Here is a 17,324-nt window from a genome sequence, read left to right as displayed (position 1 = left end):
ATATGGACTATGTAGAGGCTTTTGAAAATTTAAAGCCGAATGAGAAATATGGCCGTAAAACTCCACATAAGGCGGTTCTTTTACTTACCATTATAGAAATGTGTGAATCGGATGAGATTTATTCTAATGAAATTAGATATAATCAGCAACTGATAGATACTTTTCATAAAGTATGGAAAAGAACCCTGCCTGATGACGATTCTTTATTTGTGGATGCGTATTTCCCATTTTGGACTATGCAAAATGAAGATTTTTGGCATCTTGTTCCCTATCGTGGCAAAGAAGAGAACTTGACTCTTCTGAAAGAAAGACAAGTTAGACCTTCTGAGAGTAAAATCAAGGAATGCGTTGATTACGTGGAACTTGATGAGGATCTGTTTTTCCTTATGACTTTACCGTCAGGACGTTCTTCTTTGAAGCGTGCTTTATTGGAGAACTATTCTGCTCTTACAGAAGAGAAAATTGGTGAATTGGCAACTAGTAAAGACAATGCCATAGATAAGTCTATAGAGGCTTTGGCTGAGTACAAAAAGATTTTGTCATCTGAAAATGAACCCAAAAATAATCTTGTGGCAGAGTCGTGTGATGAGGAAAAGCAGAACCTTTTTTATGCTTTAGATGAAGATGTACAAATTCAATTAAACATTGAATACTATACTTTCCTCAAGGAACATAAGGCTGAGAGAGAAATGTTTAGATCATTATGTCCAACGGTCTTTGATTTATATGATAAAATCTCGGCTCATCCTGTAAAGCAGGAAGATATAACAAGTTCTTTGCTGTATCTTTATGAGAACTTTTTACTGGATTTAAAAGTAAATCTTTTAGGTGTGGATGCTACGTTAAGTTTGGTAGATTGTATTGAAAATGCTATCAACCTACTTCATGCTCATGAGCATCAAAAGAATGTGTTCATCTCGTCGAATAATGGAATAGAAGATGATACTGTAAAAAAAGAAAACTCTTCTGGTGATTCAACGCTTTCTGATGATTCTGTATCATCTGACGATGACAAATCTTCTGCTGTGAATTGTAGAAGAAAGGATTTGCCATGGACAGAGAATGAAGAAGAATTACTTTTACTTTGTTATGAAAAGGGAAAAAGCATAGAGGATATTGCTAGTATTCTAGGGAGACCACAGAACTCAATTAAGTTGCGTCTCGCCAATTTAGGAAAGATAAAGTATGATTTTACACATAGTGAAAATACTGAAGGTTCTAAAAATACTGATCTAGATTTGTCAACTCTTGATTATTATGTCGAGAACATGGAGAGGCTGTGCTTTATTTTGAACAGAAATGGTGAACGTGTCTATTCTACAGATGGAAAATTAAAGATTCTGCATGGTAAGCTCTATCGTTTCAATTACAAAGATGATATTTGTTTCACAGTTAAGGACATGGTGTGTACAAATGGAGTTTGGGATAAAGGCGAGAAGACGATAGTTGCTTATATGCAAACTGATTTGTTCCCGTTATTGGATAGAACCCATTATTTGGACCAAATTGAGGATATTAAAGAAGGTAGTTGTATGCAGCAAAATCAAATTCGTGTCGATGGGAAATGGTATGATTTTGATGGTAATTTAATAGGTAGAGCAACAGAACAACTCCCTGATATATTGGGCAATGTTGACAGTGAAGGAATCCAGGTTCGAAATGCTGGAAAAGATTTTGTGCCCAAAGGAGGACTTGAACTTATCACCACAAAGTTATGCAGTTCTTACGATTATCTTTGGGTGATGGCCATTGTTGATTTGGTGAATGTTAACCAACATGCCTATGTGTTCGATTTCGATGAAATAGCATGTATGATGATAGCTGAGGCTTGGAGGCTGTTGGACAAATATCCTCATCTTAAGATGAATAACGAGTCTTTGGTAGAGTGTATTGAGTTCTTGATCAATGAATCTGAGGATAATATGGAGCAAAAACTAGGTTGGACTACTCCAAGTTTCGAAGTGTATAGTTCTATCAAAGACTATCCAATGAGTGGTATTTTTGAGGATTTAGTAGATGAGCTTGTTGAGGAATCTCCTGCTAATGTTCTAAGATTATGGTTGGACGATAAGGATGAGCGAGATTTGGTATTGCATTCTGCTAATTATGTAAATAGATGCTTATACTCTTTGCATCTCAAAAAATTTGATTCTTTTATAGAGGTTAATCCTATTTGGAAAAAGTATTTGAGGGTTGAACAAACTAATTTGTTAACTTTTATGCAAGATAGTTTAGTTGCTTTTCTCAATCGATAACTACCGATAAGAAGAACGCAGAATAGATACTAATTCGAAGGGTAAACCTTAAATTCCGTACCGCCAAAGTACATTCATATATCATGTACTTTGGCGGTATGTTATAATTCCAGCCAGTCGGTATCTATGTCGAATAATTCAAATAATCTTCTGCAGGATTTGATTGGCAAGGATTCCTCGGCTTGGCCGATGAAGTCATCCTCATGGTTTCTGATATAAGTATCCATGTCTTCCTCCTTTACAAGGATTGGGCCTTTGATGTTTGTGAAGATAAATGGATAGCAGTCATCGATAGCGCTGTATCGTTACCAAGCGTAGCGATGTAATCGGTACCATGCTATCGTTACATTTTAAACAGAAACAAATTGCCCCAACCCGCTTGAGAAAGTAGGTTGGGGTTATTTGTTATGGTATCCAGCATAAAAGAAAAACGTTAGTTTTCGCTTTTATCAGTAGCTCAGATTTTGAACCATATCCAAAGGTAGCTGGGTCGCTTTGGCTACCTGTTCTGTTGGAAGTCCCATAGCCAGCAAACGTTGAGCAGTTTCTATGTTAGCTTCTATTCTACCTTCCCTTTTCGCCGTATCAATAGAGTTCTTGATATCCCGATATGCCATCTTGCTTGCTTCATATCGTTCTTCTACCTGTTTCATACGCTGTTTGTTTTATATCTTATGCAAAGATAAACTTAATATTTGTAACATCCAAACTTTTAGAGCGTTTTTTTTTATTTTCTTCTGCCTCAGCCTTCGTTCCTATCCTGATTTATTCAGGTTTCCCTGATTTCTTCAGTAAAGGGGCGAGGAACTTGTAGGTATATCCCTTCTGCTGCTTCACCATTTCTTCTGGTGTACCGGCAAAGAGGAGCTGACCGCCGCCTCGTCCACCTTCCGGACCCATGTCGATGAGCCAGTCGGCGAGTTTGATGACATCGAGATTGTGCTCGATGATGATGACCGTATTGCCACGGTCAACCAGTTTCTGGAGTACATCCATCAGGATGCGGATGTCTTCGAAATGCAGACCGGTTGTCGGTTCATCGAGAATATAGAGCGTCTTGCCCGTATCACGCTTCGAGAGTTCGGTAGCCAGTTTTACACGCTGACTTTCACCGCCAGAGAGGGTAGTAGAACTCTGTCCTAACCTGATGTATCCGAGACCTACATTCTGTAAAGCCTTGATCTTCTGCAGTATCTGAGGAACATTCTCGAAGAAATCTACCGCCTGGTTGATGGTCATGTCGAGAACATCGGCGATGCTCTTTCCCTTGTATCTTACCTCCAGCGTCTCGCGGTTGTAGCGTTTGCCGTGGCATACCTCACAAGGTACGTAGACATCCGGCAGGAAGTTCATTTCGATGGTCTTATATCCGTTACCCTTACATTCCTCGCATCTTCCACCTTTCACATTGAAAGAGAATCTGCCCGGCTTGTAACCGCGGATCTTTGCCTCGGGAAGTCCTACGAAGAGTGAGCGTATATCGCTGAACACGCCTGTGTAGGTAGCTGGATTGCTGCGAGGCGTTCTGCCAATCGGACTCTGGTCTACATTCACTACCTTGTCGATATTCTCGATACCTTCGATGCTCTCGTATGGCATCGGTTTCTTGAGCGAACGGTAGAAATGCTGCGAGAGGATAGGCTGGAGGGTCTCGTTGATGAGAGTAGATTTGCCTGAGCCGCTGACACCCGTTACGACAATGAGTTTGCCGAGTGGAAAATCAATATCCACCCCCTTGAGGTTGTTGCCCGTAGCTCCGTGAATGGTGATATGCTTGCCGTTGCCTTCTCTGCGGAGGGCAGGCACCTCAATAGCCATCTTGCCGTTGAGATACTGGGCGGTGATGGTATCGGTCTTGAGCATCTCCTGAGGTGTGCCCTGGAAGACAACTTCACCTCCCTTGCGTCCCGCCTTCGGACCGATATCTACTATCCAGTCGGCAGCCCGCATCATATCTTCATCGTGCTCCACCACAATAACGGTATTGCCCAGGTCGCGAAGTTCCTTCAGACTATTGAGCAGACGTTCGTTGTCGCGCTGGTGCAGACCGATGCTCGGCTCATCGAGGATATAGAGTACATTGACCAGCTGGCTACCAATCTGAGTAGCCAGACGGATGCGCTGGCTCTCGCCACCCGAGAGAGAAGCCGACTGGCGGTTGAGCGAGAGATAATTGAGTCCCACATCGAGGAGGAAGGTAACGCGTGAGCGCAACTCCTTGATGATTTCGTGAGCCACCTTCGCTTTCATCGAAGGCAGATGCTGTTCCACTTCTTCGAGCCAATCGCGCAGTTCATCGATGTCAAGACTGGCTACTTCGGATATATTCTTATCCCAGATCTTGAAAGAGAGCGATTCCTTTTTGAGTCGCAAGCCATGGCATTCAGGACATTCGATGGTAGAGATAAACTGGTCGGCCCATTTCTTGCCCGCCGCACTTTCGTCATCTTCCATCACCTTCTGCAGGTAGTCGATGATGCCATCGTAGGCGCAGAAATAGTCGGTAGAGGTATGCACCTTTTCCTTCTCAATCTTCACGTTTTCGAGCGAACCATAGAGAATTTCCTGCATGGCATCGCCCGGAATCTCACAGATAGGTGTCTTCAGGTTGAGGTCATACTTGCTGAGCAATGATTCTATCTGCCAGAAAATCATCTGGTTTTTGTATTTGCCGAGCGGAGCGATGCCGCCTTCATGGATACTGAGTTTATCATCGGGAATTACCTTCTTGATATCAATCTGGTTCACCTTTCCCAGACCCTTGCAATGCGGACAGGCACCTTCGGGAGAGTTGAAGGAGAACATGTTAGGAGCTGGATCCTGGTAGGCGATACCCGTTACAGGGGCCATGAGACGCTTGGAGTATGTCTTGGCCTCCTTGGCACCTTTCTCAAGAACCATTACCATGCCGTCGCCCTGTTTCATAGCCGTTGCCACACTCTTGCGGATACGTTCCTCATCTTCTTCCTTCACCACCAGTTTATCTACCACAGCTTCTATATTGTGGTTCTTGTAGCGGTCGGTTTTCATATTGGGAACGATTTCGAGGATGTTGCCGTCGAGTCGCACATAGAGATACCCCTTTCTGCGCATACTTTCGAAGAGCTCGCGGTAATGACCCTTGCGCTGGCGTACGAGGGGAGCGAGCAGGAAGATAGCCTTGCCCTTATAATCGCTGAGAATCATGTCGATGACCTGTTCCTCGGTATATTTCATCATCTCCTCGCCACTCTGATAGCTGTAGGCAGTACCGGCGCGGGCATAGAGCAGACGGAGATAGTCGTAAATCTCGGTGGTAGTGCCCACGGTAGAGCGGGGATTCTTGTTGGTGGTTTTCTGTTCGATGCTGATGACCGGACTCAATCCCGTAATCTTATCAACATCCGGGCGTTCCATATTACCCAGGAAGTTGCGGGCATAGGCAGAGAATGTTTCGATATATCTGCGCTGACCTTCGGCAAAGATGGTGTCGAATGCCAGTGAACTCTTGCCCGAACCCGAGAGTCCGGTAATCACGGTGAGGGAATCACGCGGAATCTCCACATCTATGTTCTTGAGGTTGTGGACCCGTGCGCCCCATACATTTATCTTTTCTTCTGAATTCATATTCCAATTCTGCTAATTGCTGTTTGCCTAATAGTTACTGTTCTGTTCTTCGGTATAACCTCTGAGCAGGTTGACATCACGTTTGATGTTATACACCACGCCATCTGCCCCCTTCGCCTTGACGAGACAGAAGTAGACACCCTCCTTGACCGGTTTTCCGCGGTAGGTGCCATCCCATCCCGTGGCAGGGTCGGTCCATTCATAGAGTTTCTGTCCCCACCTATTATATATATAGGCGTGGAACTCTTCGATATTCCGGTAACCATCCTTGGGCTTGTAGATGTCGTTGATGCCATCGCCATTTGGAGAGAAGGCATTCGGCATGAGAAGAGAACTGACCTTGGTTGTCTCTTCAGTGTTGTCCTCCTCCTCGTCGTTGACTTCCTGAGCGTGTAATTGACACGTTAAAAGTGGCAACATGATGCAAAGTAATGCTATTTTTCGTCTCATTTCTAAAATAATTTGTGCAAAGATAATAAAAAGATGAGAGATATTGCGTCAGATGCAAGATTTTTTGTATTTTTGCAGATGAAAACATGAAATATTTGAAGATATCGTTAAAAAAATCTTGAGATATGAGACAAAAAATGAGATATTTCCTGCTGTTCGTTGGGCTTCTGCTCAGTGTCAGCATTGGCGCGCAGACGGTAAAATGGCGCGACATTTACACGGTTAAGAAGAAAGATACTATCTTTGGTATCGCCAACAAATACGGATTGAGCCTTCCTGAACTGATGGATGCCAATCCGGAGATGAAGCGTGAGGGATACATGCTGCAGAAGGGAGCTACGCTCTTTATTCCATACACCAAAGACCAGAAGAATCCTAATCAGGTCAACGGTCAGAAGTCGGGGAATGGGGCAACGGTTCAGAAAACTGCTACAGCTCCGGCAACCTCAAAGGCTGCTGTTGCCAGAAATGCGGTAAAGGTAGGCGTGATGTTACCTTTGCATAATGTTGATGGCGACGGCAAGCGAATGGTGGAGTATTACCGCGGTTTGCTGCTGGCTTGCGAAACCCTGAAGCAGCAGGGCGCCGATATAGATGTGCGTGCCTGGAACGTTCCTATTGATGCTGATATCCGGAATACACTCTTGCAGGAGGGCGCTAACCAATGCGACATCATCTTTGGTCCACTTTATACCAAGCAGGTGGCTCCGCTGACCAACTTCTGCAAGAACTACGGCATCAAAATGGTGATTCCGTTCTCTATCAGCGGAGATGATGTAGAAAGAAACAAAGAGATTTTCCAGGTTTATCAGAGCGATGATGCGCTGAATGATGCGACCATCAAGGCATTCCTGAGCCGTTTTACCAATGTGCATCCTATCTTTGTAGACTGCAATGATTCTACTTCGAGAAAGGGCAACTTTACGTTCGGTCTGCGCAAGGAACTGGAACGCAGGAAAATCAATTATAGCATCACCAATGTGAATTCAAGTATCGAGCAGTTTGCCAAGGCTTTCATGCCTTCCAAGCAGAATGTGATAATCCTGAATACGGGACGTTCGCCACAGTTGACTCAGGTGTTGAACAAGCTCGACGAATTTGATGCGAAGTATCCGGGTGCAGCCATCTCGCTCTTCGGCTATACCGAATGGCTGATGTATGCCAAGTATAATCTGGAAAGATTCTATAAGTATGATACTTATATCCCTTCCACCTTCTATTATAACCCGAACTCTGCACAGACCAAAGCGCTTGAGAGCCGTTATGAGCGATGGTTCCATCAGCCTATGATGGTGGCACAGCCAAGATTCGCCATCACCGGTTTCGATCACGGAATGTATCTGATTCAGGGTGTCAAGAGATATGGCAAGAACTTTACAGGTGAGCACCAACAGATGACTTACCAGCCCGTGCAGACTCCACTCCGTTTCGAGAAGACCAGTAGAGGAGGATACAAGAACAAGAGTTTCCAGTTGATTCACTATACCTTTAATCATCAGATAGAGGCGGTGAAGTACTAGTTTATAGTTTACAATTTATAGTTTACAATTTATAGTTGATAATGAATAGAAATATTGGGTTGCTGATTCTGATGCTCATCTTCGGAATTCCAGTTTCGGCACAGATAGGAGAGCATCGTAATGATTTCGCCATCGGTTTTAATGGGGGCTATATGATGAGTAGCGTAGGATTCACACCCGAGGTACAGCAGAAGCAGCACGGCGGACTGACGGGCGGTTTCTCGATGAGATATACCTGTGAGAAATATTTCAAGACCATCTGTTCTATCTATGCCGAGGTAAACTATGCGCAGGCAGGATGGGAAGAGGATATCCTGGATAAGGAGAATAATCCGGTGATTATAACCGAAACAAAAGAGGCGATGGCTTACAAGCGTACCATCAACTATATTCAGGTGCCAATCTTTGCGCATCTGGCATGGGGTAGGGAGACAAGAGGACTGAATATCTTCGTGAATGCCGGTCCGCAGTTTGGACTCTATCTGAGTGATTCGCAGAAGACCAACTTCTCGGTAGAGCACATGCCGGCAACCGACAACAACCGAGTAAGTCCGGTGGTAGCTCAGGATACGATGGCAGTCAAGAACAAGCTCGATTATGGTATCGCCCTGGGTCTGGGTGCTGAATACAGTATTCCGAAGGTGGGGCATTTCCTTGCCGAAGCCCGATACTACTATGGTCTGGGAAATATCTACGGTGCTTCTAAGCGTGATTATTTCGGAAAGAGTAACTACGGACAGATTGTTCTGAAACTCTCTTATCTCTTTGATATCACCAGAACGAAGAACGTGAAACGGAAATAGATGATAATTAATAATAGATAATTAATAATGATAACGGGTTTATCATTTATGTTTTGAAAAAAAATGAGTACAACAGAAAAAATGCAGATGAAATTGAGCGACTCTAAGTCAGCTCGCTGGACCGCCCTCCTTATTGTGAGTATCACGATGATGTTCGGTTACTTTTTTACAGATGTGATGTCTCCATTGGAGCCTCTCTTGACAGCAGCCAAGGGAGCAGAGAATGGTCTCGGACTCGGATGGAATTCGGATGAATACGGCTTCTTCTCTGGAGCTTACGGATACTTCAATGTGTTCCTCCTGCTCCTCTTCTTCGGTGGTCTTATCCTCGATAAGTTTGGCATCCGTTTCACTGGTATCCTTTCTACCGTCCTGATGTTTGGTGGAGCCTTGTTGAAGTGGTATGCTTTAGGTCATGAGTTTGACGGAATGGTTGCTGTACCATTCTTCGGTACTTATAGTACGCAGGTAGTGATAGCTGCTCTTGGCTTTGCCATCTATGGTGTAGGATGCGAGATATGCGGTATCACAGTGAGCAAGGTCATCGTGAAGTGGTTTACGGGCCATGAGTTGGCTCTGGCAATGGGTGTACAGGTAGCTACGGCTCGTTTGGGAACTGCTGCAGCTCTGAGTGCTTCTCTTCCTTTTGCCAAGGCAATGGGTGGAGTATCTGCTTCTGTTGCTTTAGGTGCCGTATTGCTTTGTGCTGGTGTACTGGTTTATCTGGTTTATTGTGTGATGGACAAGAAGGAGGATGCTTCTGCAGCAGCTGTAGCTACAGAACCGGAAGAAGGTTTCAAGTTTTCAGACTTGGGCGGTTTGTTCAAGACAACAGGTTTCTGGTATGTGGCATTCCTTTGCCTGATGTTTTATGCCGGTGTATTCCCATTCCTGAAGTTTGCCACCAAACTGATGATTTTCAAGTATGGTGTGGATGCTAATTTGGCAGGTCTGATTCCTGCGATGTTGCCATTCGGTACCATCTTTCTCACACCGCTCTTCGGTAGTATATACGATAAGTATGGCAAGGGTGCTACGCTGATGATTATCGGCAGTTGCCTCCTGACCTTTGTGCACGTTGTGTTTGCCCTGCCAATCAACTCATGGGTGCTTGCCATCGTGCTGATGCTCATCCTGGGCATCGCATTTGGACTGGTACCATCAGCCATGTGGCCATCTGTGCCAAAGATTATCCCAATGAAACTCTTAGGAACTGCATACGCTCTTATCTTCTATATCCAGAACATCGGACTGGCTCTCATTCCGGTATGGATTGGTAAGGTGAACCAGGCTAACACGGGTGCTGATGGTGTTATCGACTATACCCAGACGATGACCATCTTTGCAGCCTTCGGTGTGATTGCTATTATCATCTCTTTCCTCCTCTTGTTTGAAGATAAGAGAAAGGGATATGGATTGCAGAAGCCTAATGTGAAATAAGTGAAGAGCGAAGAACAAAGAGCAAATTAAGTGAAGAGTGAAAAACGAAGAATGATGAATTCGTTTGCTCTTTGTTCTTCTAAATCTTTGAAAGTGTAATTTTTAAAAGAAAGGAAATAACCATGAATGCGACACCTGAATCATTGATTAAGGACTATGCTGACCCGATAGAGCAGCAGGAGATTGACAAGTTTGTATGTTCAGAGATGGGCAGACAGATACACCGGTATATCAAGGGTATGTCGGGTACCAAGCAAGCTATGTTGAAATTTGAGGAAAGGCTAGCCAGCCTCTCTGTACCAGAGAAGGAGAAGGCGATAGCCAAGTATATTGATCTGAACAGAAAAGCATTGGATGGTCTTGACTTGAAGATGATTCTGGTCCGTTCGGTAGCCAACTATTGTGATACCTTCCAGTATATGCTGGATTTTGTGAACGATAAGCGCAAGATGGTTTTCTATTACCAGCGCATCAAGGCGAAATACATTCAGTATCATGAGGTATTTGAGCAGGATGGAAAGTTCGGTATGAAAGATCATCAAGGCAACGTATTGCTGGCGCCTGTATACGACTTCCTCCGTACGTGCTACATCTACAATGATGACTTGAGCATCATGCCGGTGATAGCTGAGAAGAATGGCAAGATGGGACTGGTAATGCCTGACGGCAAGGACACCATCGTGGCAGATTTCCTTTATGATGAGATTTGCCTCAGAGATGAGTATCCTTATTTCGAGGCATCGAGAGATGGTATCAGTGGCTTGATTGATAAGTTTGGAAACTTTGTTAATAGTTAACAGTTTATAGTTAATAGAGAAAGGGCAATCAGATTGGGATGAACCAACTGATTGCCCCCTTTTACTTTCGTTGCTATGAGCAACTTGGTTTTATCTATTTTTCTCTCGTCTTCAAACCCTAGTGAAGAAAAGCAAAAGAATTCTTCACTCTTCGTTCTTCATTCTTCACTTAACTTATCCCAAGTACTTCATCAAGATTTTGATCTTACCGCTATCACGGAGCTTGATGATACTCTTTTCGCGAATCTGGCGAACACGCTCACGGGTAAGGTTGAACTCGCTGCCGATTTCCTCCAAACCCTTCTCGTGGCAACCGATACCATAGCAGTAGCACAGAATCTTGCGTTCACGGTCTTTCAATACAGAGTTGAGAACGCGGTCAAGCTCGCTCGCCATAGACTCAAAGTCTACACCCTTGTCGGTACGGCTGTCATCACCCGAAGCCATCACGTCGACCATCGCATTGTCGTCATCATCGCTACCGAATGGAGCATCGATACTCATGTGGTGATTGTCAGCCTTGATAGTCTGGTCAATCTTGCTTTCTTCCATCTTTGTAATTTGAGCGAGCTCAGCAACAGAAGGTTTGCGCTGGTTCTCCTGCTCAAACTTGCTGATTTCTGCACTGATCTTACTCAATGCACCTACCTGGTTCAAAGGCAGACGAACGATACGGCTCTGCTCAGCAATAGCCTGCAGGATGCTCTGACGAATCCACCATACGGCGTATGAGATAAACTTAAAGCCGCGGGTCTCGTCAAACTTTTCAGCAGCCTTTACCAAACCGATGTTACCCTCGTCGATGAGGTCGGTAAGAGAAAGACCTTGGTGCTGATATTGCTTAGCAACAGATACAACGAAACGAAGGTTTGCTTTTACCAATTTCTCTTTGGCACGTTCTCCCTCACGACCGCCTTTGCGAATCTTCTGGGCAAGTTCGATTTCTTCATCGATAGAGACCATAGGCTCTCTACCAATCTCCACCAAGTACTTGTCGAGTGCTTCACTGGAACGGTTGGTTATACTCTTACTAATCTTAAGTTGTCTCATAAATATCCTTTTACCTTTCTATTTAGAATTTTTTGAAGTATTTTTGTGTATCCCGAAACCTCCTCATGGTTTCGGGGTGCAAAGGTACGAAAAAAAATGCAATTACGTTGTAATATAAACGGATTTTTTTAATCTGATTTGTCTGTATTTTAGAATTTTAGCCGATTTTCAGTGGAAAAGTGCTATGCGATGTGCGGTTTTTTGTGCAATAAGTTTGAAATATGGAATAATTTATGTATCTTTGCACACAAATTGCGAGAAAAGAATAACTAAATAATAAAATAATAATAAAATAAAAAATTATGTTTGAGAATCAACCAAAAGGTCTGTGGGCCTTAGCTTTGGCGAATACCGGTGAGCGTTTTGGTTATTATACCATGCTTGCTGTGTTCTTGCTTTATTTGCAGGCCAACTTCGGTTTTGAAACCGGATTGGCAAGTACTATTTACTCTACATTCCTGATGATGGTTTATTTCCTTCCTATCATCGGTGGTATCGCAGCCGACAAGTTTGGCTTTGGACGTATGGTTACCACAGGTATCTTCATCATGTTCATTGGCTATCTTGTTCTCTCACTTCCTCTTGGCAAGGAAACTGTTGCCGTTGCTGCTATGGGTATTTCACTTATTCTCATCGCTTTGGGAACCGGTCTGTTCAAGGGTAATCTGCAGGTGATGGTAGGCCGTCTCTATGATGAGCCACAGTATGCCAGCAAACGTGATTCCGGTTTCTCACTCTTCTATATGGCTATCAACATCGGTGCTATGTTTGCTCCTACTGCTGCCATCAAGATTATGAAGTGGGCGCAGGAGAGCCTGAGCGTGTCGGTGGAAGATTCATACCACTTTGCATTCGCCGTGGCTTGTGCTTCACTGATTTTCAGTATCGCTATCTACTATGCCTTCAGCTTTACATACAAGCATGTTCTTGCTTCAGAGACCAAGAGTAAGGATGATAAGACTTCTGCTAAGGAGACAAACGAACTTTCTAAGGCTGAGACCAAGGAGCGCATCATCTGCCTCTGTCTCGTATTCGCTGTGGTTATCTTCTTCTGGATGGCTTTCCATCAGAACGGTAATACATTGACACTCTTTGCCCGCGATTATACACAGAAGACTTCAGAGGGTCTGCAGTCAATGGCGTTCGATGTTACCAACCTCGTAGCCTGCATTTTTGTGGTTTACGGTTGTTTCGGTCTGGCACAGAGCAAGACTGGCAAGGGAAAGGGCATCTCTCTTGGTGTCATCGTTGCTGCCATCGCTTTCCTCTTCTACAAGTACAGCAACCTTGAAGGTGCCGTAGATGTTGAAGCTCCTATCTTCCAGCAGTTCAACCCATGCTATGTAGTGGCATTGACACCAGTGAGCGTTGCTTTGTTCTCATGGCTTCACAAGATTGGCAAGGAGCCTACATCGCCAGAGAAGATTGGTTTGGGTATGCTCGTTGCAGCTCTCGGTTTCGTATGGATGGCTGTAGGTTCTATGGGTTTGGAGCTTCCTTTGACACAGGGCGATCCTGCTACAGAGGGTACACGTGTAAGTGCTAACCTCCTCATCTCTACATACCTCATCCTTACATTCGCAGAGCTTCTGCTTTCTCCAATCGGTATTTCGTTTGTATCGAAGGTAGCTCCTCCAAAGTATGCTGGTTTGATGATGGGTCTCTGGTTTGGTGCAACAGCCATCGGTAACCAGTTGGTTATGATTCCTGGCATCATGTGGGGTCAGAACTTCAACCTCATTGCCATCTGGGGTGTTCTCGCCGGTATCTGCCTGGTATCTGCAGCCTTCATCTTCTCAATCATCAAGAAGTTGAACCGCGTAAGCTAAATCTTAGAAATATCATATACAAAAAAGGCTTGCTTCATTTTTCGAAGCAAGCCTTTTTTGTATATGTTATTTCTTCAACCACTTGTCCAACCATCCGAAGAAGGTGCGCTGCCAGAGCACGCCGTTCTGTGGCTTCAATACCCAGTGGTTCTCATCAGGATAGATGAGGAGCTCGGCTGGGATGCCACGCATGCGGGCTGCATTGAAGGCGCCCATGCCCTGGTTGGCATTGATACGGTAATCCTTTTCGCCGTGTATGCAGAGAATTGGAGTATCCCACTTGTCTACAAACTTATGAGGACTGTTCTCGTAAGTCTTCTTGGCGTTGGCACTCAGGTCCTTGTTCCAGTAAGCATCCTCGTATTCCCAGTTAGAGAACCAAGCCTCCTCGGTATCGGTATACATGCTCTCCAGGTTGAAAGCACCATCGTGAGCGAGGAATGCCTTGAAACGCTTGTTGTGATGACCTGCAAGATAATAAACAGAGAAACCACCAAAGCTGGCACCTACACAACCCAGACGATCCTTGTCTACGTAAGGAAGATTATTGGCAGCATCATCAATAGCTGAAAGATAATCGTTCATGCACTGGCCTGTCCAGTCGCCTGAAATCTCCTCGTTCCATGCGCTTCCGAAACCAGGGAGACCGCGACGGTTAGGCAATACGATGACGTAACCGTTGGCTGCCATGATCTGGATGTTCCATCGGTAGCTCCAGAACTGGCTTACCGGACTCTGAGGACCACCCTCGCAGAAGAGAAGGGTAGGGTACTTCTTGTTGGCATCGAAATTAGATGGCAACATGATCCATACCAGCATCTGCTTGCCGTCGGTAGTCTTTACCCAACGCTGCTCACACTTACCCATATTCAACTGGTTCAGAATATGATCGTTCTCGCGGGTAATCTGCTCTACCTTGGTACTCTTCGCATCCTTGCCTGGAGTTACGATGTAGATATCAGTAGGATGACTCATGCTAGCCTTGGTAGCAAGAAGTTTGTTGCCGTTGTTGGCAAGCGAGATGCTTCCGTAGTCAGCCCACTCGTTGGTAATCTGCTTCACTTCGCCCTTGAAGTTAGCCTGATAGAGGTTCAGGGTTCCGTGCCATACGCCGATGAAGCTGAGGCTCTTGTTGTCCTTGTTCCATATGAAGCCCTCTACGCTAGAGTCGAACTTCTCTGATACATAGTTCTTCTTGCCGGTAGCGAGTTCGTAAACACAGAGGCGGTTGCGGTCGCTCTCGTAGCCATCGCGAGCCATGCTCTGCCAAGCGATGTACTTGCCGTCAGCAGAGAACTGAGGGTTTACGTCGTAACCCGGATTGTTCTTCAGATTCTCAGGAGCGTTGACAGCCTGGTTCTTCATGCTCTTGGTTGCATCAATCTTAGGCTCAACATAGCCAGCCTCCTTGCAGAGGTTCTTGGTCTCGCGCGTACCTATATTATATAGATAGATATCAGAGTCGGTAGAGATGGCATACTGAACGCCCTCCTTCTTACGGCAGGTATAGGCGATGGTCTTGGAATCCGGACTCCATGCCAGCTGCTCGATGCCACCGAATGGAGCCATAGGGCACTCGAATGGTTCATCCTTCAGGATGTCTTCGCCGGCATTGATGGTACCGTCTTCAGCCACATCAGCCACGAAAGGATGGAGAAGGCTCTCTACGTAGTGGTCCCAGTGGCGATAGTTCATATCAGTTACGAGACGGCCGGTAGCCAATGGAAGATCAGAAGGATTCTCCTTGATGGTTCCGTGGTAAGGGAGTTCCTTGATGAGGATCACCTTCTTGCCGTCAGGAGAGAAGCGGAAGCCCTGGATGCCCAGCTTGTCGTTGGTGAGCTGCTTTCTGCCTGTACCGTCAGGGTTTATGCTCCAGAGCTGTCCGTCGCGGATGAAGGCAATCTTCTGTCCGCCCTGAATCCAGGCAGCATCTGTTTCGCTCTTTGCATCGGTGGTCAGTGCCTTCTGGTTCTTGCCGTTGGCATCCATGATGAAGAGCATCTGATGACCCTTGTTTTCCTTTACACTGTAGTAACCCACCTGGTACACCACCTGCTTGCCGTTAGGCGAAGCTTCGGCGCCACCGATACGTCCCATTGCCCAGAGAGCCTCAGGAGTCATCAGGTGGTTTTCTACCTTGATGTCATTTTTCTGAATCATAGTCTGTGCATCAGCAGCTGTGCCCATCGTGAGAGCCGCAGCAGCTAAAATCATAGCTTTAATCATGTTTCTAATTTTACTGTTATAATGTTGCTTTGTTGTTATGTATCCTATTTGTCTTAAATCTGATCCAAAGCCTGCTTGATATCATCGAGGATGTCTTCTACATCTTCGATACCTACGGAGAGGCGAATCAGATCTGGCGCAACACCTGCTTCCTTCAGCTGCTCTTCGCTGAGCTGGCGATGGGTGTGACTGGCTGGATGGAGCACACAGGTGCGGGCATCGGCTACATGGGTTACGATGTTGATCATGTCGAGAGAATCCATAAACTTGATGGCTGTCTCGCGGTCTCCCTTCAATCCGAAGGCAATAACACCGCAGGTGCCGTTTGGCATATACTTCTGGGCAAGCGCATGATACTTATCGCCCTCCAGACCGCTATAATGAACCCAAGCCACACGCTCATCGTTCTGCAGGAACTCTGCCACCTTCTGTGCATTGGCACAATGCTGGCGCATACGGAGGTGGAGACTCTGAAGACCGAGGTTGAGGATGAATGAATTCATTGGGGCAGGGATGCTGCCGAGATCGCGCATCAGCTGAGCTACGAGTTTGGTGGTGTAACCCATCTTGCCGAAAGCCTTCACATAGGTCAGACCATGGTAGCTGTCATCCGGTGTGCAGAGACCTGGGAACTTATCAGCATGAGCCATCCAGTCGAAGTTGCCGCTATCTACTACCACGCCACCTACCTGTGAAGCGGTACCATCCATATATTTGGTAGTACTGTGGGTAACGATGTCGGCACCCCATTCGAATGGGCGGCAGTTGATAGGCGTAGCGAAAGTGTTGTCAACGATGAGAGGCACCCCATTCTTGTGAGCAATACGTGCAAACTTCTCGATGTCGAGTACAGCGCAGCCCGGGTTGCTGATGGTTTCGCCGAAAACAACCTTGGTGTTAGGGCGGAAAGCCTTCTGGATTTCTTCTTCGCTATCGTTCGGATTCACGAAAGTACACTCAATGCCGAGCTTCTTCAGGGTTACACCGAAGAGATTGAAGGTACCACCATAAATCTCATTAGATGTAACGATATGGTCGCCCGCTTCGCAGATGTTGAACACAGCATAGAAGTTGGCAGCCTGACCGCTGCTGGTTAATACGGCTCCCACGCCACCTTCGAGTTCGGCAATCTTCTTAGCCACAACATCGTTGGTAGGGTTCTGGAGACGGGTATAGAAGTAGCCTTCCTTCTTCAGGTCGAAGAGCATAGCCATCTCCTCAGAGTTGTCATACTTGAAAGTAGTGCTTTGATAAATTGGCACTTCAATAGGTTCGCCGTTCTTTGGCTCATAGCCTCCCTGCACGCAGATAGAGGCGGTACGTAATTTTTTTTTCATTTGTTGGT

The 17,324-nt window shown here is 45.5% G+C and carries 12 protein-coding genes and 1 pseudogene; 6 read left to right on the top strand and 7 right to left on the bottom strand.

What is annotated here, in order from left to right; all coding sequences use genetic code 11:
- Positions 1–2 precede the first annotated feature (2 nt).
- Positions 3–2,255 (top strand): hypothetical protein, encoded by a 2,253-nt coding sequence (locus ONT08_RS00815; RefSeq protein ID WP_264958768.1) that lies wholly within the window; start codon positions 3–5, stop codon positions 2,253–2,255.
- A 101-nt stretch (positions 2,256–2,356) separates the two neighbouring features.
- Here the strand turns inward: ONT08_RS00815 and ONT08_RS00810 are convergent, their stop codons facing one another.
- The 4 genes and pseudogenes from ONT08_RS00810 to ONT08_RS00795 form a co-directional block, all read right to left on the bottom strand.
- Positions 2,357–2,482 (bottom strand): hypothetical protein, encoded by a 126-nt coding sequence (locus ONT08_RS00810; protein WP_254973483.1) that lies wholly within the window; start codon positions 2,480–2,482, stop codon positions 2,357–2,359.
- Positions 2,483–2,704: 222 nt separating this feature from the next.
- Positions 2,705–2,908: a hypothetical protein gene (locus ONT08_RS00805; protein WP_153088411.1), complete on the bottom strand. Its 204-nt coding sequence runs from the start codon at positions 2,906–2,908 to the stop codon at positions 2,705–2,707.
- 112 nt (positions 2,909–3,020) lie between these two features.
- The gene (gene uvrA, locus ONT08_RS00800) at positions 3,021–5,861 is read right to left on the bottom strand and encodes an excinuclease ABC subunit UvrA (protein WP_264958765.1); all 2,841 of its coding nucleotides are present in this window, start codon (positions 5,859–5,861) and stop codon (positions 3,021–3,023) included.
- A gap of 27 nt (positions 5,862–5,888) precedes the next feature.
- A pseudogene (locus ONT08_RS00795) lies at positions 5,889–6,197 on the bottom strand (T9SS C-terminal target domain-containing protein); the annotation flags it as partial.
- 239 nt (positions 6,198–6,436) lie between these two features.
- Here ONT08_RS00795 and ONT08_RS00790 point away from each other — a divergent pair.
- The 4 genes from ONT08_RS00790 (at position 6,437) to ONT08_RS00775 (ending at position 10,871) form a co-directional block, all read left to right on the top strand.
- Positions 6,437–7,831 carry a LysM peptidoglycan-binding domain-containing protein gene (locus ONT08_RS00790; protein ID WP_264958764.1) on the top strand — a complete coding sequence of 465 codons (1,395 nt, stop codon included), beginning with the start codon at positions 6,437–6,439 and terminating at the stop codon, positions 7,829–7,831.
- Between the two features lie 41 nt (positions 7,832–7,872).
- Positions 7,873–8,634: a porin family protein gene (locus ONT08_RS00785; RefSeq protein WP_117587342.1), complete on the top strand. Its 762-nt coding sequence runs from the start codon at positions 7,873–7,875 to the stop codon at positions 8,632–8,634.
- 63 nt (positions 8,635–8,697) lie between these two features.
- Positions 8,698–10,074: an MFS transporter gene (locus tag ONT08_RS00780; protein ID WP_119236050.1), complete on the top strand. Its 1,377-nt coding sequence runs from the start codon at positions 8,698–8,700 to the stop codon at positions 10,072–10,074.
- Between the two features lie 122 nt (positions 10,075–10,196).
- Positions 10,197–10,871 carry a hypothetical protein gene (locus ONT08_RS00775; RefSeq protein ID WP_254969636.1) on the top strand — a complete coding sequence of 225 codons (675 nt, stop codon included), beginning with the start codon at positions 10,197–10,199 and terminating at the stop codon, positions 10,869–10,871.
- 174 nt (positions 10,872–11,045) lie between these two features.
- On the opposite strand, the gene ONT08_RS00770 is transcribed toward ONT08_RS00775, so the two are convergent.
- On the bottom strand, positions 11,046–11,921 hold the full coding sequence (locus tag ONT08_RS00770) for a sigma-70 family RNA polymerase sigma factor (RefSeq protein ID WP_006847025.1): 876 nt from the start codon (positions 11,919–11,921) through the stop codon (positions 11,046–11,048).
- 302 nt (positions 11,922–12,223) lie between these two features.
- Between ONT08_RS00770 and ONT08_RS00765 the strand changes: the two genes are divergently transcribed.
- Positions 12,224–13,750 (top strand): peptide MFS transporter, encoded by a 1,527-nt coding sequence (locus ONT08_RS00765; RefSeq protein ID WP_264958760.1) that lies wholly within the window; start codon positions 12,224–12,226, stop codon positions 13,748–13,750.
- Between the two features lie 66 nt (positions 13,751–13,816).
- On the opposite strand, the gene ONT08_RS00760 is transcribed toward ONT08_RS00765, so the two are convergent.
- Both ONT08_RS00760 and ONT08_RS00755 read right to left on the bottom strand, forming a co-directional pair.
- Positions 13,817–15,979, bottom strand: coding sequence for a S9 family peptidase (locus ONT08_RS00760; protein WP_264958758.1), 2,163 nt, complete (start codon positions 15,977–15,979; stop codon positions 13,817–13,819).
- Positions 15,980–16,032: 53 nt separating this feature from the next.
- On the bottom strand, positions 16,033–17,316 hold the full coding sequence (locus ONT08_RS00755) for an O-acetylhomoserine aminocarboxypropyltransferase/cysteine synthase family protein (protein ID WP_264958756.1): 1,284 nt from the start codon (positions 17,314–17,316) through the stop codon (positions 16,033–16,035).
- Positions 17,317–17,324: the final 8 nt, after the last annotated feature.

The organism is Segatella copri (assembly GCF_026015465.1).
Taxonomy (GTDB): domain Bacteria; phylum Bacteroidota; class Bacteroidia; order Bacteroidales; family Bacteroidaceae; genus Prevotella; species Prevotella copri_E.
The sequence above is the reverse complement of the archived record's forward strand: the minus strand, read 5'-3'. Positions and strand labels throughout refer to the sequence as shown.

Coding starts and splice junctions, on each gene's coding strand:
- ONT08_RS00815 (WP_264958768.1), top strand. CDS start 3: ATGGACTATGTAGAGGCTTTTGAAAATTTAAAGCCGAATGAGAAATAT.
- ONT08_RS00810 (WP_254973483.1), bottom strand. CDS start 2,482: ATGGATACTTATATCAGAAACCATGAGGATGACTTCATCGGCCAAGCC.
- ONT08_RS00805 (WP_153088411.1), bottom strand. CDS start 2,908: ATGAAACAGGTAGAAGAACGATATGAAGCAAGCAAGATGGCATATCGG.
- uvrA (WP_264958765.1), bottom strand. CDS start 5,861: ATGAATTCAGAAGAAAAGATAAATGTATGGGGCGCACGGGTCCACAAC.
- ONT08_RS00790 (WP_264958764.1), top strand. CDS start 6,437: ATGAGACAAAAAATGAGATATTTCCTGCTGTTCGTTGGGCTTCTGCTC.
- ONT08_RS00785 (WP_117587342.1), top strand. CDS start 7,873: ATGAATAGAAATATTGGGTTGCTGATTCTGATGCTCATCTTCGGAATT.
- ONT08_RS00780 (WP_119236050.1), top strand. CDS start 8,698: ATGAGTACAACAGAAAAAATGCAGATGAAATTGAGCGACTCTAAGTCA.
- ONT08_RS00775 (WP_254969636.1), top strand. CDS start 10,197: ATGAATGCGACACCTGAATCATTGATTAAGGACTATGCTGACCCGATA.
- ONT08_RS00770 (WP_006847025.1), bottom strand. CDS start 11,921: ATGAGACAACTTAAGATTAGTAAGAGTATAACCAACCGTTCCAGTGAA.
- ONT08_RS00765 (WP_264958760.1), top strand. CDS start 12,224: ATGTTTGAGAATCAACCAAAAGGTCTGTGGGCCTTAGCTTTGGCGAAT.
- ONT08_RS00760 (WP_264958758.1), bottom strand. CDS start 15,979: ATGATTAAAGCTATGATTTTAGCTGCTGCGGCTCTCACGATGGGCACA.
- ONT08_RS00755 (WP_264958756.1), bottom strand. CDS start 17,316: ATGAAAAAAAAATTACGTACCGCCTCTATCTGCGTGCAGGGAGGCTAT.